A 24,123-nucleotide genomic window follows, 5' to 3' on the forward strand; every position below is an offset into this window, starting at 1 on the left:
GGCGCCCTGTTCGCTTTTATCTACAGGAATCATCATGCCTGACGCTCATACCATTAAACTGCGGCCGCTGGAGCGCGAAGACCTACGCTTTGTCCATCAGCTTGATAACAACGCCAGCGTGATGCGCTACTGGTTTGAAGAACCTTACGAAGCCTTCGTGGAGCTGTCCGATCTGTACGATAAACACATTCACGATCAGAGCGAACGCCGCTTTGTGATTGAATGCGATGGCGAAAAAGCCGGGCTGGTCGAGCTGGTCGAAATTAACCACGTCCACCGCCGCGCCGAGTTTCAGATAATCATTTCCCCCGATTATCAGGGCAAAGGGCTGGCGACGCGGGCTGCGAAACTGGCGATGGATTACGGCTTTACGGTCCTCAATCTGTACAAACTGTATCTGATTGTCGACAGCGAAAATGAAAAGGCGATCCACATCTACCGTAAACTCGGGTTTATGGTCGAGGGCGAGCTGATTCATGAGTTTTTCATCAACGGCGAGTACCGCAACACCATCCGCATGTGCCTGTTCCAGCATCAGTACATCAGCGAACACCGTAATCAGGGTCAGACGCTGCTGAAGCCGACGGCTCAGTAATATTCGATGTTGTTTTTAATGGTGTATCGACGGGTTAATGGCGGCTGCACGCTATCGTCGATCACCTGAAGTTCACACTCCACCGGGTTATCGTGGCGATCGTAATCGCAGGTTTGCTGCACGCTCCCCAACTGACGGTCATTGAAGGTGCTGGTCGCCGTGTAATCCAGTTTTTTACGCGGGTCAGACACCGGCGTAGAGCGCACCGTAAAACGCTCATCTTTCGCCACCGTGGTTTTCCCGGTCGGATAGCCTTCGCTGTCATAGTGGTAGGTGGCGGTGGTCTCTTTGCCCCGCGCGGCGATCACAAATCCGTTATCGTCCGTGTCCCAGACGATGCCCGCAGAGGGTAACTCAGCAAGCTGGCATTTCCCCTGCAAACGCAGGCGCTTCTCGCGGGTTCTGGCATCGAGATAAAAATTGGCGTCCAGCAGCAGCGTCGCGCCGGTTTTATTCTCCCGGTCTTCAAAATCCAACAGGTCAAAACAGCCTTCGCTGGACATATGGGCGCTCACCCGCTTCACCACCTCGTTGTGTTCGTCGAAGAGGGTCTGGCTGAAATCCTTCACCGGCCCCCGCAAGGGATCGAACTCAAACTCATTGGAAAAACTCGCCATTTCCGGCGTAAATGCTTGCGGTGACGCCGGCTTATCACAGGCGCTCAGGACCATTACCGCCGATATCAGCAAAAACCGTTTGTTCACGCCAGATTCCTTTTGTGGAGATTACAATCATAGTAGCAAATACAATTGTTTACACCAGTTCTGCTATGCTTAAAACCAGATGGATTGAATATAAGGAGTCTATGATGAAACGTTCACCCTGGCTATGTATGGTTCTGCTGCTGGGTTCAACCTCCGTGCTGGCTGCCCCCGATTCCTGCGAGCGCGTGAAAAATGATATCCAGCAAAAAATCGTCAACAACGGCGTGCCGGCGTCTGGCTTTAGCTTAGCGATCGTGCCGAATGACCAGCCTGACCAGCCCGGTACCCAGGTGGTCGGTCACTGCGCCAACGACACCTTCAAAATTACCTATACCCGTTCGTCTGGTGCCGAGAGCGACGCCCAGTAATACCCTGACCATTTCAGGTGAAGGATATTCTCCCGGAGTTGATGCGGGATAATATCCTGCTTCCCCGCCTTGCGTATGATGGCTCCCCCGGATGGTCGGAAACACCGTTCGGCGCGATAAGCCATGGGTCACAGGCCCGCGCCGCAGAAAGGAACCTGAAACATGATGCAACCGCAATACCGCGACGCCGTCGCCTTAAGCGCCCGCACGCTGGGTGCGCTCTTTTCATTCCCGCCGGATAGCGAGCAGGCCGCCGCGCTGGTGAACGCCCTGCGCGACGGCAGCTGGCAGTCGCAGTGGCCCTTCCCGTTGACAGCGGTACCGGTCGCCGGGTTTGCCCGTGAGAGCGATGAACCTCTCGCCGAAGCCTGGCAGCGGTTGTTTATCGGGCCGTGGGCGCTGCCGGCACCGCCGTGGGGATCCGTGTGGCTGGATAAAGAGAATGTGCTGTTCGGCGATTCGACGCTGGCATTGCGCGAGTGGATGCGCGCTCATGGCATCGCTCACGCGGCGCAAAGTCAGGAGCCGGAAGATAACTTTGGCACCCTGCTGTTGCTGGCGGCATGGCTGTGCGAGTCCGGGCAGGACGAGGCGTTTCATCAACTGCTTGCCTGGCATCTGCTTCCCTGGTCCGGGCGCTTTCTGGCGCAGTTTGTCGCCGGAGCGGAACATCCTTTTTACCAGACCCTCGGCCAGCTGGCCCAGGCGACGCTGGCCGAATGGCAGACTCGGTTGCCGGTGGCCGTCGCCGCAAAACCGCTGTATCGCTAATCTAGCGTTAACCGCTCGGCCATGCGGATAACTCCGGCGTGGCCGTTTTTTTCAGTGCCCTGATAAATTCTGTTATATGCCGGGTTCGCTTGTACCTCGCCAGGCGCATTTATCGCTTTTGCGTCTAAGCTTATTTCCTATCACAATAAGCGCATGATTATTGCTACCCGTACCCGCTGATGCATCGTCTTCATCATTACCCCGATGTCCCGGTCATGTTCCGTCGTCTGCTGATTGCCACCCTGGTGGGCATTCTGGCAGCGTTCGCCGTCGCCCTGTTTCATCTGGCGATGGGCGTGCTGGAAGGCGTCTTCCTCAACGATCATAGCGGTAGCCTGGTCAATGCCGCCGAGGCGCTGCCATGGTGGCGTCGGCTGCTAACCCCTGCGGTAGGCGGTCTGGCTGCGGGCACCCTGCTGTGGCTCTGGCAACGCCAGACCCGCCAGCGTCCTCACGCCCCCACCGACTACATGGAAGCGCTGGAGACCGGCGATGGTCAGTTCGATACGCCCGCCAGTCTGATCAAATCCCTGGCGTCACTACTGGTGGTCACCACCGGCAGCGCCATTGGCCGTGAAGGGGCGATGATTCTGCTGGCGGCGCTGGCCGCATCGCTGTTTGCCCGGCGCTTTACACCGAAAGCGGAATGGAAACTCTGGGTAGCCTGCGGCGCTGCCGCCGGGATGGCCAGCGCCTATCACGCCCCGCTAGCCGGAAGCCTGTTTATCGCCGAAATTTTGTTCGGAACCCTGATGCTGGCGTCGCTCGGCCCGGTAGTGATTTCTGCGGTGATCGCGCTGCTGGTCACCCAGTTGCTGAACGGCGGCCCGTCGCCGCTGTATCAGGTGGTGTTCAATGAACCGCTGACCGCCATGCACTACGCGCTGATGCTGGCAACCGGGTTGCTGGCCGGGGTGTGCGGACCGCTGTTTATCGCCATGATGAGCGCCAGTCACCGGGGCTTTTTGCGCGCGGGTCTCTCGCCGCCCTTCCAGCTGGCGCTGGGGGGGCTTATCGTCGGGCTGCTGTCGCTGGTAACACCGGCGGTCTGGGGCAATGGTTACAGCACGGTGCAACATTATCTCCAGTCGCCGCCGCTGTTCAGCGCTATCGCGCTGGTCTTTGTGTGTAAACTCATTGCGGTATTTGCCAGCAGCGGCTCTGGTGCGCCGGGCGGAGTCTTCACACCAACTCTGTTCATCGGCCTGGCGATGGGGATGCTGTTCGCCAACCTCAGCGGGCTGTGGCTGCATCACGATCAGGGGATGGCAATTCTGATGGGTTTGACCGGAATGGCGGCCTTTCTGGCGGCCACGACGCACGCGCCGATCATGTCAACCTTGATGATTTGTGAAATGACCGGACAGTATGCGTTACTGCCCGGTTTACTGATTGCCAGCGTGCTGGCGTCGGTGCTCTCAAGAACCCTACGCGAGGATTCGATCTACCGTCATCACGCTGCCGAGCATGGGTAAATCAATATACTGACTTAGCTCGCGCTGTTCGGCGCGCGGCAGATACGGAAGTTCGCCGATCAGCGGCCCCGGCAGTTTTTTGCTCAGCACATCGATGATTTCGGCATAGTGCGCCAGCCCCGGGTTGATACGGTTGGCCACCCAGCCAATCAGCGGCAGGCCGTCGTTAGCAATGGCCTGGGCGGTCAGCAGCGCGTGGTTGATGCAGCCTTCCTGAATCCCGACCACCATCAGTACCGGCAGTTGCTCCTGCACCACCCATTCGGAGAGAGGACGCAGATCGTTCATTAAGCTGCGCCAGCCGCCGGTGCCTTCGACCACCACGTGATCCACCTGCCCGCTCAGGCGCTGCAGGCCATTGGTCAGCAGGCCGTAGTTGATCGGGCTGCTGTGGGCCACGCTGCTTTCATCTTCGCTTAACGCGATGGGATTGACAGCATCGTACGGTAACGCCAGCGTCGACACGCTTTGTAAAATCAGCGCATCTTTGTTACGCAATCCGTCCGGCGTCTCTTTGCTGCCCTTCGCCACAGGTTTGTATCCCGCGACGCTTTTGCCGCTGGCAGCAAGTGCCTGCAACAGCGCACGGGAAACCACCGTCTTGCCGACAGCGGTGTCAGTCCCTGTTATAAAGAAACGCTTAAACATCATTAACCCCACGGTTATGTTGGTTATCCCCGTCATACTTCAAGTTGCTTGGGTGTTGGCTGCACCCGTTCACCCCAGTCACTTACCTGAGTATGCTCCTGGGGATTTACGGCCTTGCTGCCTACAAGCAACTCGAATTATTTTGGGTATATAAAGACAAAATAATAAAGTGTGGGGAAAAGTCTACGCGAAGCCGGGGAATATCAGCTTGAGATAGCGCAATTTTTGGTGCGACGACGGGAAAATGTTAACCCTGTAACAGTCGAATCAACAGAGATCCGTTATAGAGCGCATCTTTGACCAGGGCTGCGCCGGCCATCGTCCCCCGGTTGGCGAACTGGGTACTTTCGACGGCAATGTGACGGCTGTAGGCCGGGAGAGATTGTTGCCGAATGCAGTCAGATATTGCCGGAAACAGGATATCCGCCGCCTGGCTAAACGGCGAGCCAATCAGAATTTTTTGCGGGTTGAACAGATTCACCATGATCGCCAGAATGCGCCCAACGTGCTGGCCGACGCCGCTGATAATATCCCGCGCCAGCAGATCGCCCTGCAGGGCCGCCTCGCAGAGCCACTCCACGCTCAGCGGCTGCTGATGCAGCATTGAGCTCATGGATTTAGCCATCCGCACCTGCGCCAGCTCCAGCACGCTCTCGACGCTGGCGATGGTCTCAAGGCAGCCGTGGTTGCCGCAGTAACACAGCTTACCGTATGGGTCGACCTGGGTATGGCCAATCTCCACCAGGCTGCTGCTGCCGGCATGCAGCAGGCGACCGTCGGTGATCACCCCGGCGCCAACGTTATGATCGATCACTACCTGAATCACATCACGCGCTCCACGGGACGCGCCAAACAGCGATTCCGCCATGGTCCAGGCGCTAATATCGTGCTGAATATAAACGGAAACCCCGGTGCGGCTGGCCAGAACCTCGCCCAGCGGCAGATCCCGGACATCATCATAAAACGGCATGCGGTGGATAACGCCATTTTCGGTATCAATAATCCCCGGCATAGTGACGGCAATGGCTGTCAGGCGCTCCAGCTTCTTTTGATGACGAATAAAAAATTTGTCGATGTGCTCGACGACGCGCGTCAGGAAAGGCTGCGGATGTTCGAGTGCCAGTTCGAGCTGCTCTTCCACCACCAGCTTGCTGCTCAGATCCCGCAGCGCCAGATGAATTTCACCGCGGCTGATGCGTACCGAGAGATAGTGCCAGGCTTCGGTTTCCACCATCAGCCCAACCGCCGGACGCCCACGGCTGCCCGGATCCTGAATTTCCGTCTCCTGCACCAGGTGCGCTTCCAGCATTTCACGCACAATTTTAGTAATGCTGGCGGGGGCCAGTTGCGCAAAGCGCGACAGATCGATACGCGACACCGGGCCAAGCTGATCAATCAGGCGATAAACGGCGCCGGCATTGGTCTGCTTTATTTGATCGATATGGCCTGGCTGACTGTCCGCTACCACCGTTGACTCCCTTTATTTTCGCGCTTCGAAATAAACTTTTTGCTATGGTGAAGCACTTCGAGGGCACTCGTCAAATTTTTACTTAGCCTTGTGATTTACTGCACATTTTTGACAATATTTAGTCTGAATTTATGACCGCAGAGGCGGCAAGCAGGTATTCCCGGAAGCGTTGCGCCGCCTGACTCTGTTCATGGTGCTTCGACCACACCAGCCACATTTCCGATACCGCGTCCTGTTCTTTAATGGGCAGCCAGCGCATTTCATTAATCTGCACCCGCTTAAACGACGCCGGTAAAATAGAGACGCCCAGCCCGGACGCCACCAGCCCGATAATCGTCATCGCTTCCCCGACTTCCTGGGCAATCGTCGGCGTTAATCCGTAGCGCCGCATCAGCCCCAGAATGTCGTCATACAGCCCGGTGCCAACGTGCGGATCAAAAAAGACGAACGGTTCACGCGCCAGCTCCACGAGGCTCACCGCCTCCTGACGCGCCAGCGGATGATCGCTCGGCACCATCGCCAGCAACGGCTCGCGCAGCACCCTTTCCCACACCAGCGTTTCCGGAAGTTGGGTGTTGCGCATCAACCCCAGATCCAGCGCCCCTTCATTCAGCGGTACGATCTGCTCCCGGGTGTTGGTTTCCCGGGTCTGGATATGCACGTCCGGATAGCGGCGCCGAAAGGTCGACAGCGTGTCGGAGACCGGCTTGATAAATGGTGCGGAAGAGGTAAAACCGATGTGCAGCTCGCCGGTTTCGCCGTGATGCAGCCGTCCCGCCCGCGCGGCGGCATCATCCACCTGAGTGAGAATGTAGCGGCTGTCGACCAGAAACTGCCGCCCCGCCGCCGTCAGGCTGACGCTGCGGTTGGTGCGGGCAAACAGGCGCGCGCCAATCTGCTGCTCAAGTATCTGAATTTGCTGGCTTAACGGTGGTTGTGAAATATTCAGCCGCGCCGCCGCCCGGCCAAAATGCAGCTCTTCAGCGACGGCAATAAAGTAGCGGAGATGGCGCAGTTCGATATTCATATCTTAAACGTCTTATTTGAGATTATTAATATATTAGACAGAATATTCGCCTTTTCATACCCTTAGAAGTGTGATCTGTGACATCACATAACTCTGTGTTCTCAGCAAGGATTTTTCCGTGAGTCGTACAACTACCGTTGACAACGTGCCGGCAAGCGAAGTCATCGACAATGTTATTCCCCAGCCAAATCAGTTTATTAAACGCGGCACCCCCCAGTTTATTCGCGTCACTCTGGCGCTGTTCTCCGCCGGTCTGGCCACCTTCGCCTTGCTCTACTGTGTGCAGCCGATTCTGCCGGTGCTGTCGACAGAGTTTGGCGTCACGCCGGCCAGCAGCAGCATATCGTTGTCGATCTCTACCGCCATGCTGGCCATCGGCCTGCTGTTTACCGGCCCGCTGTCCGATGCGATCGGCCGTAAACAGGTGATGGTCACCGCGCTGGTGCTGGCATCCTGCTGTTCGCTGCTGTCGACCATGATGTCCAGCTGGCACGGGATCTTGATTATGCGGGCGCTGATTGGCCTGTCGCTGAGCGGCGTGGCGGCGGTCGGGATGACCTATCTGAGTGAAGAGATTCACCCCAGCGTAGTGGCCTTTTCCATGGGGCTGTACATCAGCGGTAACTCCATCGGCGGGATGAGCGGCCGTCTGCTGACAGGGGTATTCACCGACTTCTTTGGCTGGCGCGTGGCGCTGGCGGTGATCAGTTGCTTTGCCCTGGCGGCGGCAATCATGTTCTGGCGCATTCTCCCGGAATCACGCCACTTTCGCCCGACCTCACTGCGACCAAAGTCGCTGCTGATTAACTTCCGCCTGCACTGGCGCGATCGCGGCCTGCCGCTGCTGTTCCTCGAAGGGTTCCTGCTGATGGGCGCCTTCGTGACCCTGTTTAACTACATCGGTTATCGCCTGATGATGTCGCCATGGTCGCTGAACCAGGCGGTGGTTGGCCTGCTCTCCGTGGCCTATCTAACCGGGACCTGGAGCTCGCCGAAAGCCGGCGCCATGACCGCGCGCTTTGGCCGCGGGCCGGTGATGCTGGGGTTTGTCGGGGTAATGCTGGCCGGGCTGATGTTAACCCTGTTCTCCTCCCTGTGGCTGATTTTCGCCGGCATGCTGCTGTTCTCGGCGGGCTTCTTCGCCGCCCACTCGGTCGCCAGCAGCTGGATTGGTCCGCGTGCGCGTCGCGCTCGTGGTCAGGCTTCATCGTTGTATCTGTTCAGCTACTACCTGGGGTCGAGCATCGCGGGGACATTAGGCGGCGTTTTCTGGCATAACTATGGCTGGAATGGCGTGGGTGGTTTTATCGCGCTAATGCTAACAGCAGCACTTCTTACCGGCGTTTGTCTGCACAAACGTCTGAGTTAACGGCTCTGTACGTGGCCTTCATCGGCCACGTCTGTCACCACATGCCCAATACCGACGACGCCCCCATCAGTTCTCTGACGGCATCAATTGAGAGCAGTGCAATAAACAGCATGGTGAACGGATTCATAGTACCCCCCACATCAGCGGCCTGCGCATCATTGAGTGTAGCCGCCGGTTAAAAATTAATCCGCCATCTTGACCATACTATACCCAAAATAATTCGAGTTGCTTGTAGGCGGCAAAGCCGTAAATCCCCAGGAGCTTACTCAGGTAAGTGACTGGGGTGCACGGGTGCAGCCAACACCCAGGCAACTTGAAGTATGAAGGGTAAATTGTGACAATATTTCGATCCTGCCGGCGCCTGACAATAAATAGTGCTGCGTCAACCTGCGCCCTCCGTCTGGCAGATTGCCGCAGATCAGGATAGTGTAGAGCGATACGGGCTACGCCTTTCGTTCATTCGCAACAGGCCAGAATACACATGACTGAAAACAAAAATTATCAGCAGCTTACCCGCACTTTCCAGCGTCTTTCCCGCTTCTCGCATCTCGGCGCCATCGCCGGCTGGGATATGTTCGCGATGATGCCGCCGGGCGGCAGCGCCGCACGAGGCGCCGCGCTGGCAGAACTGGGGGTGTTGCAGCATCAGATCCTGACGGACAGCAGCGTGGCCCTGGCGTTGCGTAACGCGCTGCAGGAAGATCTGAATGACGTTGAACAGGCCAACCTGCGTGAAATGACCCGCCAGTATGAACAGGCGGCGCTGCTGCCGGAAATCCTGGTGGAAGCCAAATCCCTTGCCGGCAGCCGCTGCGAGCACGCCTGGCGCAGCCAGCGCCCGGCCAACGACTGGGAGGGTTTCTCCGAGAACCTGCGTGACGTGGTGAAACTGAGCCGGGAAGAGGCCAGCATCCGCGCGGCGGCCAAAGGGGGTTCGCGCTACGATGCCCTGCTGGATATTTTCGAACCGGACATGACCAGCGCGCGTCTGGATGTGCTGTTTGCCGACCTCAAATCCTGGCTACCCGCCCTGCTGACTGACGTCGTCGAAAAGCAGGCGCAGCAACCGCCCGTCGCGCCGCAGGGGCCGTTCCCGGTGGCCGAACAGCGTGAACTGGGTCTCGAAGCGATGCGCATCCTCGGCTTCGATTTTGATAGTGGACGCCTTGATATCAGCGCCCACCCGTTCTGCGGCGGCGTCCCGCAGGATGTGCGAATTACCACCCGCTATAACGAAGACGATCTGCTCAGCGCCTTGTTCGGGGTAATTCATGAAACCGGCCATGCGCGCTACGAACAGAACCTGCCGCGCAAATGGCTCGACCAGCCGGTCGCCCTTGCCCGTTCAACGGCGATTCACGAATCGCAGAGCCTGTTTTTCGAAATGCAGCTCGGGCGCAGCGATGCCTTCCTGAAACGTCTGTTGCCCGCTGTGCGCCAGCGTTTCGGCGATCAACCGGCCTTCAGCAGTGACAATTTCATTGCCTGGAACCAGCGCGTCAAACCTGGATTTATCCGCGTGGATGCCGATGAAGTCAGCTATCCGGCGCACGTCATTCTGCGCTATGAAATTGAACGCGCGCTGATCGATGGCGATATTGAAGTGGACGATATCCCGGCCTTGTGGGATGAAAAAATGCAAAGCTGGCTCGGCCTTTCCACTACCGGCAACTACCGCAATGGCTGCATGCAGGATATCCACTGGACCGATGGCGGTTTCGGTTATTTCCCTTCATACACGCTCGGCGCGATGTATGCCGCGCAGCTGATGGCGGCGGCGAAACGCGCGCTACCGCAGCTGGAAACCAGCATTGCCAACGGTGATTTCTCTACGCTGTTTGCCTGGCTGCAACAGAATATCTGGCAGCACGGCAGCCGGTTTACCACCTCGCAGCTGATTACCAACGCCACCGGCGAGGATCTGAACAGCGATTATTTCCGCCAGCACCTGACCTCGCGTTACCTGTAAGCCTGTGGCGCCGGGGTTCCCCGGCGCCATCATTCCGACGTTATCCTCGTTGCCGTTCCGGCGGTACCACGTTGTACATATGGTTACACGCCGATACCAAACACTCACTGAAGCCTCCAGACCAGAAGCCTATAGTGCTTTCAACGGCCCCGCAGTGGGGTTCACTGAAGAAACCAATTCGAGGATATCAGAATGAAAAAAGTATTAGCTCTGGTCGTTGCCGCTGCTATGGGTCTGTCTTCTGCTGCTTTCGCTGCTGACGCAGTAAGCACCACTCAGGCTCCGGCTGCCGCTCACAGCACCACTGCCAAAACTACCCATCACAAAAAACACCACAAAGCGGCGGCTAAACCGGCTACCGAGCAGAAAGCTCAGGCTGCCAAGAAACACAAAAAAGCCGAAGCTAAACCGGCGGTAGCGCAGAAAGCCCAGGCTGCTAAAAAACACAAAAAAGCAGCAGCTAAACCTGCAGCAGCGCAGAAAGCCCAGGCCGCTAAGAAACACCACAAAGCGGCGACCAAACCTGCGGTAGCCCAGAAAGCGCAGGCGGCTAAAAAGCACCACAAAACCACCAAACACCAGGCTGCTAAACCTGCTGCACAGCCAGCTGCATAATTCTTCCGCTCCGTCGGGTGAATCATAAATCGGCGCTGCTTCAGCGCCGTTTTTTTCTGGAGGGCACTATGCTGCGGCGCTATCGTTTTGAGCTCATCCTGGTCTTATTGATCCTCTGCGCAGTGATTGCCACCCGCTTTTTCCTGTACTGATCCGGCGACCGCTTAACCCGTCACTTTCGACATCCCCTCGCGCTTTTCCTCATTTTGCTCCATGACCGGGCCGCGACTATCGGCTTAGCCATACCCAGCCGTTATAGCCCAGACCATACAATGCAAACAGCAGCAAACAGCAGGCGGATACGCTGGTGACCCGTGCGCTATGCGCTGCGCTCAACCAGCGGCGAATCGCGAAAATATAGAACGACAGTACGCTGAGATCGATAATCAGCCAGATCACGGTCAATACAATAAGGCTCAGTCCCGGCGTAGGGGTGACAGGAATAAACAGCGGAAAAACGCGACAAAAAACAGAATGTCCTTGGGATTACTCACCCCGGTCACAAACCCCATCAGCCACCCACCGCGCTGCGCCGAAGCCGCAGATGCCGAGTGGGCTCCCCGCAGCATACCGACCGCCAGCCACGCAATATAGCAGGACCCGGCCGCCGCCAGCAGCGTCAGCATATCCGCATGGATAGCCACCACCCCGCGCAACATCGCGGCGGCGGCGGCAATCAGCAGCAGCGAGGCGATATTGCTCCCGGCCATGGTACGTAACGCGCATCGATAACCGTGATGAGTCGCCGCGCCGGTCACCAGCACCACGACCGGCCCCGGCGTGGCAATCAGGGCCAGCACCGTCAGGCTGTACCCCATCAGTAAGGCATAATTCATGATATAAACTCACTCTTCATTTCAGATCTTCCTATTCTCTCCCTTGATTTGAGAGTTGAAAAACGACCCGTACTGAGCTTGAATGTGAGTTTTACTCATCATTGAGGATGAATCGCGATGTCGATGCCGCCGCTGTATGCGCTGCGCGCTTTTGCTACCGCCGCCCGGTTAGGCTCCTTCAGCCAGGCCGCCGCGACGCTGCATGTCACTCCCGGCGCCGTCAGCCGCCATATCAGCACCCTCGAAGCCTGGTTCGATTGTCAGCTGTTTATTCGTCAGGGACCGAAGGTGACGCTCAGCGAGGCCGGCCGCCAGCTGGCACACGCGCTGGAGGAAAACTTCACCGCCATCGATCGGGCCTGCCAGGCCTTGCGCCAGCAGGCAGGAAAGCTCCGCCTGAAGTCACCGTCCACCTTAACGATGCGCTGGCTGCTGAAGGTGCTGCAACAGTTTCGCCAGCAGCATCAAAAACCGGTTATTGAGATGAGTAGCGTGTGGATGGACCGGGACAACGTTGATTTTACCCGTGAGCCTTATGATTGCGCGATCCTGCTCGGCGACGGCCACTTTGGCGACGAAACCCGACACGCGCTGCTGTTCAGCGAATGGCTTATTCCGCTATGCGCCCCGGCCATGGCGGAGGCCGCACGCGCGGATTTAACCACCTGTCCGCTGATCCATCCCACCCCCGATCGCCGTGACTGGCGACGCTGGTTGCAGGAGATAGCGCCGCGGGCGCCGACAGACATCAGCCGGGGTATCGTCTTTGACAGTCTGGATCAGGGAAATATGGCGGCGATGAGCGGGCATGGAGTATCGGTGGGGGATCTTTTGCTGAGCCTCGAGGCTATCGACAGCGGTCTGCTGGTCGCGCCGTTCACTCAGGCGGTCGCCACCGGCGACGGTTATTATCTGGTCTGGCCGAAAGAGTCGCGCAACGGGCAAGCGGTAGAGCAACTGTACCAGTTTTTGTGTGAGCATCTCCCCGCCCCCTTTCCCGCCGGCATCGAGCGCCGGGGAAAGGAGGCGAAATAACATCAGGACCGGCGCTTTACATCACCTGCACCGCCTGCACTACCAGATAGCCTGCTGCACCCCAGATAAAGATCGAGGCGAGAGAAACATACACTAACGCACGAATACCTTTTTTCGACATAGATCCTCCCGAAACCGGAGATAAGAAACAGGGCTATCATCACCGGGACAACGTCTCTGTTTGTTCAACGGAAAACAGGAATAGCAATAATTGCCGTGAGAAAATGTTTCGCTTTGAAAGTAACTGCTGAAGTTGTAAAAATGTGCGTTATCCGATGAATGCATTCATATTTATGTCGATTTATCGTCATCCCCCGCCCAACAACTTTACAAAACGTATCTGAAGCATACCCTGCGCATTTGGTACGTACCGTAACCTGATTTATGTTGCTTCCCGCCACGGTTTCTGCGGAAATAGCCACGTGAGAAAAAAGCGCTAACCATTTGAGTTATCGCCATAATTGCACGGAAATGCGGCATTCTGGCGGGATTTTAGTCGCGTTTCGCTTAATTAAAATTACTGTTAACTTTCATAAACTTAAATCTCCTGCTACTGTCAATATACACAAATTCATCCTGCCCAGTTCCTGAGGGATGAAGGATGAGATGTATAGAGAGAATTTCTCCTTAGAGAGTCATATGCGCAAAGACGTACTGTTGTTATTGTGTTCTTTTTGTTTGTTGTCCCCGTTTGCTCACGCTGATGATGACAGCATGAGCGCAAAAGATATCAAGACGCTTTTTTTCGGTCATGACGATCGCAAACCGGTCAACAATCCTGCTGAAGAACCCTGGGATGCCATCGGGCAGTTAGAAACGGCCAGCGGTAATCTGTGTACCGCCACCCTGATTTCGCCGCATCTGGCGCTGACGGCGGGCCACTGCCTGCTGACGCCGCCAAAAGGCAAACCGGATAAGGCAGTCGCCCTGCGCTTTATCTCGCGCAAAGGCGGCTGGGTCTATGAAATTCACGGTATTGAGGGGCGCGTTGACCCGTCGCTGGGCAAACGGCTGAAAGCGGATGGCGACGGCTGGATTGTCCCCTCGGCTGCTGCCCCGTGGGATTTTGGCCTGATTGTCCTGCGCTATGCGCCTTCCGGCATCACCCCGATCCCGTTATTTAGCGGCGATAAGGCCGATCTGACCGCCGCGCTGAAAGTCGCGGAGCGTAAAGTCACCCAGTCGGGCTACCCGGAAGACCATCTCGACAATCTCTATACCCACCAGGATTGCATCGTCACCGGCTGGGCGCAGACCACGGTCCTGTCGCACCAGTGCGATACGCTGCCTGGCGACAGCGGTTCGCCGCTGCTGCTGAAAACCGATAGCGGCTGGCAGGTGATTGCCGTACAGAGCTCGGCGCCGGGGCCGAAAGATCGCTGGCGGGCGGATAACCGCGCCATCTCGGTGACCGGTTTTCGTGACAAACTGGAAACGCTGGCCGGTGAATAACCGCTAGCCCTGCTGCTGGCGCAGCTGTCGTAATGCGGCAATGGGCATCGGTTCGCTAAAATAAAATCCCTGTAAACGGTCGCATCCGGCCCGACGCAGCAGCGCCAGCTGCTGCTGATTCTCAACCCCTTCGGCAACCACCGTCATCCCGAGCGCCCCGGCGATCCGCACGGTTCCGCGCACCAGCTCCGCGGCCTGCGCATCGACATCAACCACGCCGGCCAATGATTTATCAATTTTGAGGGTATCGAAATGAAAGCTCCGCAGATAGCCAATGCTGGAGTAACCGATGCCAAAATCATCCAGCGCCACCGAGGTCCCCAGCGCCTTGAGATTCTCTATCGCCGCCAGCGCACGGGCCGGATTCTCCATCACATAGCTTTCGGTCACTTCAATTTGCAACCGACGGGCCGGGAAGTGGCAGCGGGCCAGCACCTGAACCACCCGTGACTCAAACTCCGGGTCGCGAAACTGCGCCGGGGAGATATTCACCGACAGCATTAAATCATCCAGCGCACGCAGATCGCTGCAGGCGCGATACAAGGCAAACTGGCCGAGGGCATAAATCAGCCCGCTGCTTTCCGCGATGCCGATAAAGGCGTCCGGCGGCAGCGGACCTTCCGGTCGACGGGGCCAGCGGAGCAGCGCCTCTACGCCAACCACCACCAGCGTATCGGCGTTGACGATCGGCTGATACCAGACATCAAACTCCTCGTTCTCCAGCCCCTGGCGGATACCGTTTTCAATATTGAGCTGGTACTGCCGGGTATCGTTGAGGCTCTCGTCGTACCAGGTGGTGCGCCCTTTACCCGATTTTTTCGAGTGATACATGGCAATATCGGCGCGACGAAACAGCTCGGTGCTGGAACAGGTCGCCGGCGTGCCGCTGGCAATGCCGATACTGGCGCTGATGTAAATTTTGCGCTCGCCAATCGCCACCGGCGACTTCAGCATCTCCAGCACCGCCCATGCAAAGGCCGACGCCTGCGCTATCGACTGCTCTCCGCCGACGGACATGGCGAACTCATCTCCACCCATCCGCGCCAGCAGGCCGTCGGAGGGGACACGCTCCTGAAGCTCCCGGGCAATATGCGCAATCAGCGCATCCCCCACCTCATGGCCGTAGTTGTCATTGACATCTTTAAAACCATCAAGGTCGATAAATACCACGCACTGCACTTCGTGCTGCGTCTTTTCGCAGATCTGATTGAGACGCCCGAACAGCGCCCGGCGGTTGGGTAACTTACTGAGCCAGTCGGTCATCGCTATCTGCCGCGCCAGTTTCTCACCGCACGCCAGCTTATACAGCCCGAGGCAGCTCAACAGAATAAACAACAGGATCAGGCTGGCGGCCAGTAAGGCGATAAGCCGAATACCGGTCGACGCCGCATGCGCCGCCTCCGCGCCTGGCAATCGCGGCTGCCAGCTAAGATAACCGACCGTCTCGCCGGCGCTGGTGCGTAACGGGACGCTATATTCCCCTCCGCGATCGGTGGCATGCAACCCGCGGATCTGAAAGGTATTCCCGAGTTTTTCGAGGATATCTGCATTGATATGTCGGGTGACCACCAGATAACGGCGGGTATCATCGTGCACCTGTAAACGTCCCATCGACGGGCGTATCAGCCCGATGCCGATAAAGGCGATCCCCGCCTGGGTACGGGTAATACCGGCATAGGCGCTCTTGCCGCTGCGCAAGTCTTCGCCATGTTTGGTCATTAATGCCCGCAGGCCGCTGCCAAAGAAGCGAATATCGGTTTCATTGAGCGTCTTGCTGCGAAACGAGCCCCACAGCACCTGATAATGCTGGTCGAGGACGAACATCCCGTCGTAGAGATCGTCAATTTTGAATCCGGAACCCCAGGAGTCATACAGCCAGGTGGTATCCAGCACCGGGGCGTAGGTTTGTCTCACGGCGTCATCCCAGATTGAATTATCCTGGACCAACGACAGCACGCGGGTCACCGAGGTTTGCACCGCGCCATCCACAGAGAGGATCGAGCGATGCCTGTCAATTTCGTTGGTTTTAATGCCGATCAGATGTTGGGAAAAATAGAGCAGTGAAATAATCGAGACAATCAGGCCGATCCCGGCAAGGAAGATCATTACCGACAGGGTTTTAGCAGAGGGGAGATTGCGCCAGCCAGGCAAATTTACCATTATCAGTCCTCTCTTACGGCTAAAGGTAAATCCGCCGCCAGCACGCTTTTTTTTAAAGAATACTACAGAGAACAAATTTTGCCGCCCGCATATGCAGGCGGCATCACATTACGCCAGTTTAATTAATACCATCCCGCTCACCAGCAGGATCACGCCGAGCCAGCCTTTATAATTCAGGCGCTGACCAAACAGGATCCAGCCCGCGGCGAGGGTGGCGGCAATGCCGAACCCGCCCCACAGGGCATAAGCCACCGACAGGTCAATCCCCTTCACCGCCTGGGAGAGCGCACTGAAGGCGCCAAGCACCGCCAGCAGCGAGAGAACACCGTACACTTTGTGGCGAAAGCCGTCGGAAAACTTCAAAAAGACGTTAGCGACAATTTCCAGCACGATAGCCAGCGCCAGCCAGGCGCCATGCACCCATTCAAACTGTTGCATGCGTTAACTCCTCTGGCTGCTTCTCGACTTTTTGGGTGCCGGATTTAATCAGCACAATCCCGGCGACCAGCGTCGTCAGACCGGCAATTTTGACCAGCGACAGGGACTCATCAAACAGCATCACGCTGAATAAGGTAATCAACAAAATGCCGATACCTTCCCATAACGCATAGGCCACCCCGAGGGCGATTTTTTTAACCGCAAAGGCCAGGAAAATATAGGAAACGGCGATCATCACCAACATCAAAATAAAACCAAGGTGACCACCGCTAACGCTGGCCCATTTCATAGAAAGTGTGCCGATAATTTCAGCAACAATAGCGAGAGCTAATAAAATCCAATAAAACATCATCCGTTCTCCTGCATGAGAATATAATCCATGACGGCTTGCCACCGGGGCAGACCGAAAAATTCTGGCGTAGATTTAGCCGTGCGCAGTGCGCCAGCTCAGGCAGAGGAGAAGGACTAAAGCGCGGAGCGCCAGTGTTGCTCGCCGTAGAAGCGGCTGTCAGGAAGGGTTTCGCAAACAGAAACTGAAATAAACAGGGTGAACTGATTGTCCATAAAATTACAATTATCCGCGGTATTGCTTCCCATCATTGCGGATGAATATTGTCCTCGAGAGTTAAACACCCTGAATTTGTACCATAACGCCCTTTTACTCTCAAAGCCTTTGCATTTCTTTACGTCTGGCATTTGATTTAGATTAGCTTTTTCTGATGTCAATCGCCATTATGATGGCGTGTGCTCATTTTTATTTTAATGACCGGATTGTTTTCTTCACGATAAGACTTTTACTGCTAGCGACTTTTTACTGCCTTTTGTCCGGCATCCGACGCTACACTGTGAGAAAAACCGGTTTTCTTCTCAGGGACACCTATGGCCAAACCCATCATCACCCTTAATGGATTAAAGATTGTCATCATGCTGGGCATGCTGGTCATCATTCTTACCGGTATCCGCTTCGCGGCCGATATCATCGTTCCCTTCGTGCTGGCGCTGTTTCTGGCGGTGGTGATCAACCCGCTGGTGCACCTGATGATGCGCTGTCGGGTGCCGCGAGTGCTGGCCATCGTGCTGCTGATCGGCACCATTGTGATGCTGGCGGTTGTTCTGCTGGCTTCACTCGCAACGTCGCTCAATGAACTGGCGCGTACCCTGCCGCAATACCGCAGCTCGCTTTCCGAGCCGGTGCATACCGTTACCCCCTGGCTGCAGCGCTTTGGTTTTAGCGTGTCGGTGGTGGAGCTGAATAAATATATCGATCCCAATGCGGTCATGACGATGGTGACCAGCCTGCTGACTCAGCTATCCAACGCCATGTCGTCGATCTTCCTGCTGCTGTTGACGGTGGTGTTTATGCTGCTGGAAGTCCCGCAGCTTCCCGCCAAGCTGCAGCAGCTGATGTCGAGACCGGTGGAAGGTATGGGGGCCATTCAGCGCGCCCTCGACAGCGTCTCGCGCTATCTGGTATTAAAAACCGCCATCAGCCTGGTCACCGGGCTGGTGGTCTGGGCTATGCTGGCGCTGCTGGATGTGCGGTTCGCCTTTATGTGGGGCCTGCTGGCGTTTGCGCTGAACTACATTCCGAATATTGGTTCGATTCTGGCGGCGATCCCGCCCATTTTGCAGGTGATGGTGTTTGGCGGTCTGTATGACGCGCTGGTGGTGCTCACCGGATACCTGGTGATCAACATTGTCTTCGGCAACATCCTCGAACCGCGGATCATGGGCCGTGGTCTGGGGCTTTCAACGCTGGTGGTGTTTCTGTCGTTGATTTTCTGGGGCTGGCTGCTGGGGCCGGTCGGCATGCTGCTCTCCGTGCCGCTGACCATCATTGTGAAAATTGCGCTTGAGCAGAGCGCCAGCGGACAAAGCATCGCGGTACTGCTGAGTGATTTAAGTAAGTAGGTATACCGGTTATACAGCCTGAATGATTCAGGGTACAGGAGCTCACGCTGGCGGTGCAATGCCGCCAGCGGCTTTACATTTAATTCCAGTCCCCTCTCGAAGAGACCTATGACTATATGCTTGGGTTAAAAAGTGAGCCACGCTATAATCAACGCACTGGGTTGCCCAAAAAGATCCCGCGCCCACTGATTCCTGGGGATTTAAAGGCTTACAAAACCGTTACGCAGGGGAGAGCAAACTATGTCGTATTACACTAAGCAGCAACGCAGCACGCTGTGCACCGCTGATACCGGTGGGAAAAAGGTGTTCCAGGCATTAGCGGCATCCTGCGCTATCAATACGCAGGCCACCCTGGTTGAAATCAAAGACAGCCTTGCTCGCGGCAAAAAACACTCTTCTGCCACCCTATTACGCAAAAAATTGCGCGGGCGCCTGATGCGTGAACTGCAAGATATTTAACGCAGTCTCTCCAGGCCTGTATCAGGCTATTTTGGTTTACTTCCCCTCTTAGAATCAATGAACGGCAGCCATCTCATGTCGTTCATCCTTCGCATTACACGGATCATTCGCTGGATACCCACTGTTCGTAGCAACACCATCTGCTGACCAACATCATCTCCCCGTAGTCCACCCCCAGCCTTCCTGCTTCGATCGCCGTCACATAATTACCCAGGAAATTATTACTCTCAGGCTAACAATCTGTTCCCGGGCTTAATTGATGCACTGCCCCGCTCGTCGCACACTAACTTCCACACCATGACAATCAAAACGATTTGTCGAATCAGGAGGTTAATAATGAATGGCGAACAAACGACGGGACGGGTCTGGAACCGTCGCCGGACGGAAAAGCAGCGCCGACTGGCCGCCGCGAATGTCTCCGGTAAGGTTATCCCCACCGACCAACTGGTCGATGCGCTAGAGCATCTGCTGGCCCCCGGCGACCGCGTGGTGCTGGAGGGCAACAACCAGAAACAGGCCGATTTCCTCTCCCGTATGCTGGCGGAAGTGAACCCGCAAAAGATCCGCGACCTGCACATGATCATGCCCAGCGTCGGGCGCAGCGAGCACCTGGATTTGTTTGAAAAAGGCATCGCCCGCAAACTTGATTTCTCGTTCTCCGGTACCCAGAGCCTGCGCATTTCGCAGCTGCTGGAAGATGGTCTGCTGGAGATCGGGGCAATTCATACCTATATCGAGCTCTATTCCCGCCTGTACGTCGATCTGTCACCAAACGTGGCGCTGATCGCCGGCTATAAAGCAGACCGCAAAGGCAACCTCTATACCGGGCCAAGCACTGAAGATACCCCGGCGCTGGTTGAAGCTGCCGCCTTCCACGACGGCATCGTGATTGCTCAGGTCAATGAACTGGTGGACGACGAGTGCGACCTGCCGCGCGTCGATATTCCGGGCTCGTGGATTGATTATGTGGTCGTCGCCGATAAACCATTCTTTATTGAACCGCTGTTTACCCGCGACCCGCGCCTCATCAAGCAGGAACATATCCTGATGGCGATGATGGCGATTAAAGGCATCTACGCCGAGCACCAGGTGCAGTCCCTGAACCACGGCATCGGCTTTAACACCGCCGCCATCGAACTGCTGCTGCCGACCTACGGCGAACAACTCGGCCTGAAGGGCAAAATCTGTAAGCACTGGACCCTCAACCCGCACCCGACGCTGATCCCGGCGATTGAGAGCGGCTGGGTCGAAAGTGTGCACTGCTTCGGCGGCGAACTGGGGATGGAAGAGTATATCCGCGCCCGTCCCGATGTGTTCTTTACCGGCGCCGACGGCTCGATGCGCTCCAACCGCGCCTTCTGCCAGCTGGCAGGTCAGTACGCGGTGGATATGTTTATCGGCTCGACCCTGCAGGTGGATGGCCTCGCTAACTCCTCCACCGTCACGCGTGGGCGGCTGTCCGGCTTCGGCGGTGCGCCGAACATGGGCCACGACCCGCACGGTCGCCGTCACGCCACTCCGGCCTGGCTGAACATGATCACCGAACCGGACCCGATGCAGCGCGGCAAAAAGCTGGTGGTGCAGATGGTGGAAACCTTCCAGGCCGGCGCGAAACCGACCTTCGTGGAAACACTCGATGCGGTTGACGTCGCCAAAGCCTCCGGAATGCCGCTGGCGCCGGTGATGATCTATGGCGACGACGTGACCCACGTATTGACCGAAGAAGGCATTGCCTACCTCTACCGGGCAGAAAGCCTCGAAGAGCGTCGCGCAATGGTGGCTGCGGTTGCCGGGATCACCGATATCGGACTTGGCGTGGATGCTAAGCGCGTTGCCGACCTGCGTAAGAGCGGCAAAGTGGTCTATCCGGAAGATATCGGTATTCGCCGCAGCGACGCCACCCGTTCCCTGCTTGCCGCAGGCAGCGTGGCGGACCTGGTCGAATGGTCCGACGGTCTGTACAACCCACCTGCGAAATTCCGGAGCTGGTAATGAAACTTCTGTCACAGACTCATGCCGAGGTACAGGCCGAAAAGCTGGCGTTTATCGCCCGCGACTGCCTGATCGACGAAGCGCGATTAAGCCCGAAGCCGGGTCTGGTGGACAGCCGGGGAAACGGTGCCCATCACGACCTCTCACTGGCCCTGATGGAGCGCTCGGCGCACAGCCTGACCCCGACGTTTCTGCAACTGGCTCAGCACAGCTGGCAACGCCCGGCCGATATCGCCCTGCGCGAAACCGTCGGCCGTTTAGGGCGCGAAGGCGAACAGCAGATGATGGCGGCGACCAACGGCGTGAACACCCATCGCGGGGCAATTTGGGCGTTGGGATTACTAGTCAGCGCCAGCGCGATGGTCAGCCTTGAGGCCAGCGCGCAACAGATAGCGGATACCGCCGCCCTGCTTGCCCGCCTGCCGGACAACACCGCGCCGAAGGTATTCAGCAAAGGGCTGAAAGCGACCCATCAGTATCGGGTGCCGGGGGCGCGTGAAGAGGCGCAACAGGCGTTTCCCCATGTGATGAATCTGGCTCTGCCACAGCTGCGGCACAGCCGCGCCAGCGGTGCCGGCGAAAGCGAAGCCCGCATTGACGCGCTGATGGCGATCATGACCTCGCTCAGCGATACCTGCGTGCTTTCCCGCGCCGGGATGCCCGGCCTGCATGCGATGCAGAACGGTGCCCGTGCGGTACTGAACGTCGGCGGCAGCGCCACAGTTCAGGGGCGCAAAGCGCTCGCCAGACTCGACACCCAGATGCTGGCACTCAACGCATCGCCCGGCGGTGCTGCCGATCTGCTCGCCGCCACGCTGTTTCTCGACAGGGTATGCCCGCCCGCGTCTTGCTCAATTTAAAGAGGATGTTATGGAACACATTACATTGTCATTCCCTGCCAGCCATACCTTCAACGGTAAAGCCCTGGCAGGCGTCGTCGGCTCCGGTGATATGGAAGTGCTGTTCACCGCAGCAGCCGGGGACACGCTCAGCATTGATATCACCACCTCGGTGGACAACAGCGCCGGTCGCTGGAACGCCTTATTTGACCGCCTGAACCTGATCAACGGCCTGCCCGCCGGCACGCTGATTATTCACGATTTCGGCGCGACGCCCGGCGTAGCGCGCATTCGTATCGAACAGGTTTTTGAGGAGGTTGCCCATGCGTAACGACCGCAGCTTTATTGAATTACGGGCCCGTGAACGCGCCCACGCGCTGCTGGACGATGGCAGCTACCGCGAACTACTCGACCCGTTCGAAGGCATTATGTCGCCGTGGCTCGCGCAACAGGGCGTGGTGCCGCAGTCTGATGACGGCATGGTGGTCGCTCGCGGCACCATTAACGGCCAGTCGGCGGTGGTTATCGCCATCGAAGGCACCTTCCAGGGCGGCAGCATGGGCGAAGTGTCCGGCGCCAAAATGGCGGCGGCGCTCGAACTGGCGGCAGAAGACAACCGCAACGGTATCCCGACCCAGGCGGTGCTGTGCCTCGAAACCGGCGGCGTGCGGTTACAGGAAGCCAACCTCGGCCTCGCGGCCATCGCTGACATCCATGCGGCGATCGTTGACCTGCGTCGCTATACCCCGGTGGTCGGCATTATCGCCGGTACCGTCGGCTGCTTCGGCGGGATGTCCATCGCCGCCGCCCTGTGCAGCTATCTGATTGTCACCCGCGAAGCGCGTCTGGGCCTCAACGGCCCGCAGGTTATCGAGCAGGAAGCCGGGATCGAAGAGTACGACTCCCGCGATCGCGCGTTTATCTGGAGCATGACCGGCGGCGAAATCCGCTACGACAGCGGGCTGGTCGATGCGCTGGTTGGTGACGGCATCAACGCGGTGAAAACCGCCATGAACGACGCCATTGCCAAAGGCGTTCCGGCACAGCACCGCAGCGATAAATATGCCGATTACCTGACCCGTCTGACCAACTTCGATACCCGCCTGCAGGCGGATACCGCGCAGATCAAACAGCTTTTTGCCCGGGAGGTGAAATGATGACTCAGTCCAATAGCCGTGGGGCCGTATGGCTGGAAAAACTGGCGCCGAATGCGCCGCGCCTGAGCGGCCTGTGCCCTTCTGTTCAGGTTGCTGACGGTGAACTGAACAATGAGCCCGTGCGCTTTATCGCCGTGGTACCGGATGCCCATAACCACTATCCGCGGGCCGCCAAAGGCGAAGTGGGCCTGCTGGAAGGCTGGACGCTGGCGAAAGTGGTCAATGAAACCATCGACGTCGATGCAAATAGCAACGTGAAACGCCCGATTGTGGCGGTGATCGACGTCCCGAGTCAGGCCTACGGCCGCCGCGAAGAAGCGTTCGGTATTCACCAGGCGCTGGCCGGTGCCGCAGGGGCTTACGCCAAAGCCCGCCTGGCAGGCCATCCGGTGATCGGCCTGATTGTCGGCAAAGCGATGTCCGGGGCGTTCCTGGCGCACGGCTACCAGGCCAACCGCCTGATTGCCATCAACGATAAAGGCGTGCTGGTGCATGCGATGGGCAAAGCGTCCGCCGCGCGTATCACCCTGCGTACCGTTGAGGCGCTGGAAAAACTGGCGGCCACCATTCCGCCAATGGCCTATGACGTCAGCAACTACGCCACCCTCGGCCTGCTCTCGGATCTGCTGAATCTCAGCAACCCGGATGCGCCGTCCGATTCGGACCTCGCGCTGGTGGAAATCACCGTGCAGAAGGCGATTGCGGATGCACGCCAGGATCCAACACTGCAAAACCGTCTCGGCGCGGAAAATCGCCGTAGCTCTGCCCTGGTGCGCGAACGGATGCGCGCCAGCTGGTAACGAGCAACATCAGAAGTACGTAAAAAAAGACCTGC

Annotated in this window: 26 protein-coding genes; 16 read left to right on the top strand and 10 right to left on the bottom strand. The window is 57.5% G+C overall.

Annotated elements, in window-relative coordinates; all coding sequences use genetic code 11:
* Positions 1-34: 34 nt before the first annotated feature.
* On the top strand, positions 35-595 hold the full coding sequence (gene speG, locus EDF82_RS05120; protein WP_123754493.1) for a spermidine N1-acetyltransferase: 561 nt from the start codon (positions 35-37) through the stop codon (positions 593-595).
* On the opposite strand, the gene EDF82_RS05125 is transcribed toward speG, so the two are convergent.
* On the bottom strand, positions 589-1,266 hold the full coding sequence (locus EDF82_RS05125; RefSeq protein ID WP_370453881.1) for a YnfC family lipoprotein: 678 nt from the start codon (positions 1,264-1,266) through the stop codon (positions 589-591). The genes speG and EDF82_RS05125 overlap by 7 nt on opposite strands.
* Before the next feature lie 137 nt (positions 1,267-1,403).
* On the opposite strand from EDF82_RS05125, the gene EDF82_RS05130 reads away from it, so the two are divergent.
* The 3 genes from EDF82_RS05130 (at position 1,404) to clcB (ending at position 3,913) form a co-directional block, all read left to right on the top strand.
* A complete protein-coding gene (locus EDF82_RS05130) occupies positions 1,404-1,667 on the top strand; it encodes a DUF1161 domain-containing protein (RefSeq protein ID WP_123754495.1) in 264 nt (87 codons plus the stop codon).
* A gap of 162 nt (positions 1,668-1,829) precedes the next feature.
* A complete protein-coding gene (gene dmsD / locus EDF82_RS05135) occupies positions 1,830-2,438 on the top strand; it encodes a Tat proofreading chaperone DmsD (RefSeq protein WP_123754496.1) in 609 nt (202 codons plus the stop codon).
* 179 nt (positions 2,439-2,617) lie between these two features.
* A complete protein-coding gene (clcB, locus tag EDF82_RS05140) occupies positions 2,618-3,913 on the top strand; it encodes a voltage-gated ClC-type chloride channel ClcB (protein ID WP_123754497.1) in 1,296 nt (431 codons plus the stop codon).
* Here clcB and bioD read toward each other — a convergent pair.
* The 3 genes from bioD to EDF82_RS05155 all read right to left on the bottom strand — a co-directional run bounded on the left by bioD (position 3,866) and on the right by EDF82_RS05155 (position 7,056).
* Positions 3,866-4,561, bottom strand: coding sequence for a dethiobiotin synthase (gene bioD / locus EDF82_RS05145; RefSeq protein WP_123754498.1), 696 nt, complete (start codon positions 4,559-4,561; stop codon positions 3,866-3,868). The genes clcB and bioD overlap by 48 nt on opposite strands.
* Positions 4,562-4,808: 247 nt before the next feature.
* Positions 4,809-6,029 (bottom strand): sugar metabolism global transcriptional regulator Mlc, encoded by a 1,221-nt coding sequence (gene mlc, locus EDF82_RS05150; RefSeq protein ID WP_123754499.1) that lies wholly within the window; start codon positions 6,027-6,029, stop codon positions 4,809-4,811.
* Between the two features lie 118 nt (positions 6,030-6,147).
* Positions 6,148-7,056, bottom strand: coding sequence for a LysR family transcriptional regulator (locus tag EDF82_RS05155; protein WP_123754500.1), 909 nt, complete (start codon positions 7,054-7,056; stop codon positions 6,148-6,150).
* 118 nt (positions 7,057-7,174) lie between these two features.
* Between EDF82_RS05155 and EDF82_RS05160 the strand changes: the two genes are divergently transcribed.
* A complete protein-coding gene (locus EDF82_RS05160) occupies positions 7,175-8,425 on the top strand; it encodes an MFS transporter (RefSeq protein ID WP_123754501.1) in 1,251 nt (416 codons plus the stop codon).
* Between the two features lie 34 nt (positions 8,426-8,459).
* Here EDF82_RS05160 and EDF82_RS25400 read toward each other — a convergent pair whose 3' ends face one another.
* Positions 8,460-8,552: a KPN_01571 family protein gene (locus EDF82_RS25400; protein WP_217426886.1), complete on the bottom strand. Its 93-nt coding sequence runs from the start codon at positions 8,550-8,552 to the stop codon at positions 8,460-8,462.
* Positions 8,553-8,906: 354 nt separating this feature from the next.
* On the opposite strand from EDF82_RS25400, the gene EDF82_RS05165 reads away from it, so the two are divergent.
* Both EDF82_RS05165 and asr read left to right on the top strand, forming a co-directional pair.
* Positions 8,907-10,394: a carboxypeptidase M32 gene (locus tag EDF82_RS05165; protein WP_123754502.1), complete on the top strand. Its 1,488-nt coding sequence runs from the start codon at positions 8,907-8,909 to the stop codon at positions 10,392-10,394.
* Between the two features lie 192 nt (positions 10,395-10,586).
* Positions 10,587-11,009 carry an acid resistance repetitive basic protein Asr gene (gene asr, locus EDF82_RS05170; protein WP_123754503.1) on the top strand — a complete coding sequence of 141 codons (423 nt, stop codon included), beginning with the start codon at positions 10,587-10,589 and terminating at the stop codon, positions 11,007-11,009.
* A 228-nt stretch (positions 11,010-11,237) separates the two neighbouring features.
* Here the strand turns inward: asr and EDF82_RS25630 are convergent, their stop codons facing one another.
* Both EDF82_RS25630 and EDF82_RS05180 read right to left on the bottom strand, forming a co-directional pair.
* Positions 11,238-11,414: a hypothetical protein gene (locus EDF82_RS25630; RefSeq protein ID WP_370453876.1), complete on the bottom strand. Its 177-nt coding sequence runs from the start codon at positions 11,412-11,414 to the stop codon at positions 11,238-11,240.
* A gap of 11 nt (positions 11,415-11,425) precedes the next feature.
* Positions 11,426-11,845 carry a LysE family translocator gene (locus EDF82_RS05180; protein WP_370453878.1) on the bottom strand — a complete coding sequence of 140 codons (420 nt, stop codon included), beginning with the start codon at positions 11,843-11,845 and terminating at the stop codon, positions 11,426-11,428.
* Positions 11,846-11,962: 117 nt separating this feature from the next.
* On the opposite strand from EDF82_RS05180, the gene EDF82_RS05185 reads away from it, so the two are divergent.
* Together EDF82_RS05185 and EDF82_RS05190 are read left to right on the top strand one after the other, a co-directional pair.
* A complete protein-coding gene (locus EDF82_RS05185) occupies positions 11,963-12,880 on the top strand; it encodes a LysR substrate-binding domain-containing protein (RefSeq protein WP_123754505.1) in 918 nt (305 codons plus the stop codon).
* Between the two features lie 639 nt (positions 12,881-13,519).
* Positions 13,520-14,332, top strand: coding sequence for a serine protease (locus tag EDF82_RS05190; protein ID WP_123754506.1), 813 nt, complete (start codon positions 13,520-13,522; stop codon positions 14,330-14,332).
* Positions 14,333-14,335: 3 nt separating this feature from the next.
* On the opposite strand, the gene EDF82_RS05195 is transcribed toward EDF82_RS05190, so the two are convergent.
* The 3 genes from EDF82_RS05195 to mdtJ all read right to left on the bottom strand — a co-directional run bounded on the left by EDF82_RS05195 (position 14,336) and on the right by mdtJ (position 17,279).
* Positions 14,336-16,492: a bifunctional diguanylate cyclase/phosphodiesterase gene (locus EDF82_RS05195; RefSeq protein WP_123754507.1), complete on the bottom strand. Its 2,157-nt coding sequence runs from the start codon at positions 16,490-16,492 to the stop codon at positions 14,336-14,338.
* 108 nt (positions 16,493-16,600) lie between these two features.
* Positions 16,601-16,930, bottom strand: a complete 330-nt coding sequence (gene mdtI, locus EDF82_RS05200) for a multidrug/spermidine efflux SMR transporter subunit MdtI (protein ID WP_123754508.1) — start codon at positions 16,928-16,930, stop codon at positions 16,601-16,603.
* Complete coding sequence (gene mdtJ, locus EDF82_RS05205; protein ID WP_123755488.1) at positions 16,917-17,279, bottom strand: multidrug/spermidine efflux SMR transporter subunit MdtJ; 363 nt, start codon at positions 17,277-17,279, stop codon at positions 16,917-16,919. The genes mdtI and mdtJ overlap by 14 nt, the downstream gene beginning before the upstream one ends.
* A gap of 530 nt (positions 17,280-17,809) precedes the next feature.
* On the opposite strand from mdtJ, the gene EDF82_RS05215 reads away from it, so the two are divergent.
* The 7 genes from EDF82_RS05215 to mdcE all read left to right on the top strand — a co-directional run bounded on the left by EDF82_RS05215 (position 17,810) and on the right by mdcE (position 24,088).
* The gene (locus EDF82_RS05215; RefSeq protein ID WP_123754510.1) at positions 17,810-18,841 is read left to right on the top strand and encodes an AI-2E family transporter; all 1,032 of its coding nucleotides are present in this window, start codon (positions 17,810-17,812) and stop codon (positions 18,839-18,841) included.
* Positions 18,842-19,081: 240 nt separating this feature from the next.
* Positions 19,082-19,300, top strand: a complete 219-nt coding sequence (locus EDF82_RS05220; protein WP_123754511.1) for a hypothetical protein — start codon at positions 19,082-19,084, stop codon at positions 19,298-19,300.
* 336 nt (positions 19,301-19,636) lie between these two features.
* Complete coding sequence (mdcA, locus tag EDF82_RS05225; protein ID WP_123754512.1) at positions 19,637-21,292, top strand: malonate decarboxylase subunit alpha; 1,656 nt, start codon at positions 19,637-19,639, stop codon at positions 21,290-21,292.
* Complete coding sequence (locus EDF82_RS05230; protein WP_123754513.1) at positions 21,292-22,152, top strand: triphosphoribosyl-dephospho-CoA synthase; 861 nt, start codon at positions 21,292-21,294, stop codon at positions 22,150-22,152. Before mdcA ends, EDF82_RS05230 begins: the two co-directional genes overlap by 1 nt.
* A gap of 10 nt (positions 22,153-22,162) precedes the next feature.
* Positions 22,163-22,462, top strand: a complete 300-nt coding sequence (gene mdcC / locus EDF82_RS05235; RefSeq protein ID WP_123754514.1) for a malonate decarboxylase acyl carrier protein — start codon at positions 22,163-22,165, stop codon at positions 22,460-22,462.
* The gene (locus tag EDF82_RS05240) at positions 22,455-23,288 is read left to right on the top strand and encodes a biotin-independent malonate decarboxylase subunit beta (RefSeq protein ID WP_123754515.1); all 834 of its coding nucleotides are present in this window, start codon (positions 22,455-22,457) and stop codon (positions 23,286-23,288) included. Before mdcC ends, EDF82_RS05240 begins: the two co-directional genes overlap by 8 nt.
* Positions 23,288-24,088 (top strand): biotin-independent malonate decarboxylase subunit gamma, encoded by an 801-nt coding sequence (mdcE, locus tag EDF82_RS05245; RefSeq protein WP_123754516.1) that lies wholly within the window; start codon positions 23,288-23,290, stop codon positions 24,086-24,088. The genes EDF82_RS05240 and mdcE overlap by 1 nt, the downstream gene beginning before the upstream one ends.
* Positions 24,089-24,123 lie beyond the last annotated feature (35 nt).

The sequence above is a fragment of the Klebsiella sp. BIGb0399 genome (assembly GCF_003752615.1).
GTDB classification, from domain to species: Bacteria; Pseudomonadota; Gammaproteobacteria; order Enterobacterales; family Enterobacteriaceae; genus Klebsiella; species Klebsiella lignicola.

Excerpts from the sequence above, each read along its gene's own strand:
- mdcA (WP_123754512.1), top strand. The coding sequence starts at position 19,637 with ATGAATGGCGAACAAACGACGGGACGGGTCTGGAACCGTCGCCGGACG.
- mdcC (WP_123754514.1), top strand. The coding sequence starts at position 22,163 with ATGGAACACATTACATTGTCATTCCCTGCCAGCCATACCTTCAACGGT.
- EDF82_RS05190 (WP_123754506.1), top strand. The coding sequence starts at position 13,520 with ATGCGCAAAGACGTACTGTTGTTATTGTGTTCTTTTTGTTTGTTGTCC.
- dmsD (WP_123754496.1), top strand. The coding sequence starts at position 1,830 with ATGATGCAACCGCAATACCGCGACGCCGTCGCCTTAAGCGCCCGCACG.
- EDF82_RS05185 (WP_123754505.1), top strand. The coding sequence starts at position 11,963 with ATGTCGATGCCGCCGCTGTATGCGCTGCGCGCTTTTGCTACCGCCGCC.
- EDF82_RS05215 (WP_123754510.1), top strand. The coding sequence starts at position 17,810 with ATGGCCAAACCCATCATCACCCTTAATGGATTAAAGATTGTCATCATG.
- EDF82_RS05130 (WP_123754495.1), top strand. The coding sequence starts at position 1,404 with ATGAAACGTTCACCCTGGCTATGTATGGTTCTGCTGCTGGGTTCAACC.
- EDF82_RS05180 (WP_370453878.1), bottom strand. The coding sequence starts at position 11,845 with ATGAATTATGCCTTACTGATGGGGTACAGCCTGACGGTGCTGGCCCTG.
- EDF82_RS05240 (WP_123754515.1), top strand. The coding sequence starts at position 22,455 with ATGCGTAACGACCGCAGCTTTATTGAATTACGGGCCCGTGAACGCGCC.
- EDF82_RS05220 (WP_123754511.1), top strand. The coding sequence starts at position 19,082 with ATGTCGTATTACACTAAGCAGCAACGCAGCACGCTGTGCACCGCTGAT.
- EDF82_RS25400 (WP_217426886.1), bottom strand. The coding sequence starts at position 8,552 with ATGAATCCGTTCACCATGCTGTTTATTGCACTGCTCTCAATTGATGCC.
- speG (WP_123754493.1), top strand. The coding sequence starts at position 35 with ATGCCTGACGCTCATACCATTAAACTGCGGCCGCTGGAGCGCGAAGAC.
- EDF82_RS05125 (WP_370453881.1), bottom strand. The coding sequence starts at position 1,266 with ATGGTCCTGAGCGCCTGTGATAAGCCGGCGTCACCGCAAGCATTTACG.
- asr (WP_123754503.1), top strand. The coding sequence starts at position 10,587 with ATGAAAAAAGTATTAGCTCTGGTCGTTGCCGCTGCTATGGGTCTGTCT.
- clcB (WP_123754497.1), top strand. The coding sequence starts at position 2,618 with ATGCATCGTCTTCATCATTACCCCGATGTCCCGGTCATGTTCCGTCGT.
- bioD (WP_123754498.1), bottom strand. The coding sequence starts at position 4,561 with ATGTTTAAGCGTTTCTTTATAACAGGGACTGACACCGCTGTCGGCAAG.
- EDF82_RS05165 (WP_123754502.1), top strand. The coding sequence starts at position 8,907 with ATGACTGAAAACAAAAATTATCAGCAGCTTACCCGCACTTTCCAGCGT.
- mdtJ (WP_123755488.1), bottom strand. The coding sequence starts at position 17,279 with ATGTTTTATTGGATTTTATTAGCTCTCGCTATTGTTGCTGAAATTATC.
- EDF82_RS05230 (WP_123754513.1), top strand. The coding sequence starts at position 21,292 with ATGAAACTTCTGTCACAGACTCATGCCGAGGTACAGGCCGAAAAGCTG.
- mdcE (WP_123754516.1), top strand. The coding sequence starts at position 23,288 with ATGACTCAGTCCAATAGCCGTGGGGCCGTATGGCTGGAAAAACTGGCG.
- mdtI (WP_123754508.1), bottom strand. The coding sequence starts at position 16,930 with ATGCAACAGTTTGAATGGGTGCATGGCGCCTGGCTGGCGCTGGCTATC.
- EDF82_RS05195 (WP_123754507.1), bottom strand. The coding sequence starts at position 16,492 with ATGGTAAATTTGCCTGGCTGGCGCAATCTCCCCTCTGCTAAAACCCTG.
- EDF82_RS05155 (WP_123754500.1), bottom strand. The coding sequence starts at position 7,056 with ATGAATATCGAACTGCGCCATCTCCGCTACTTTATTGCCGTCGCTGAA.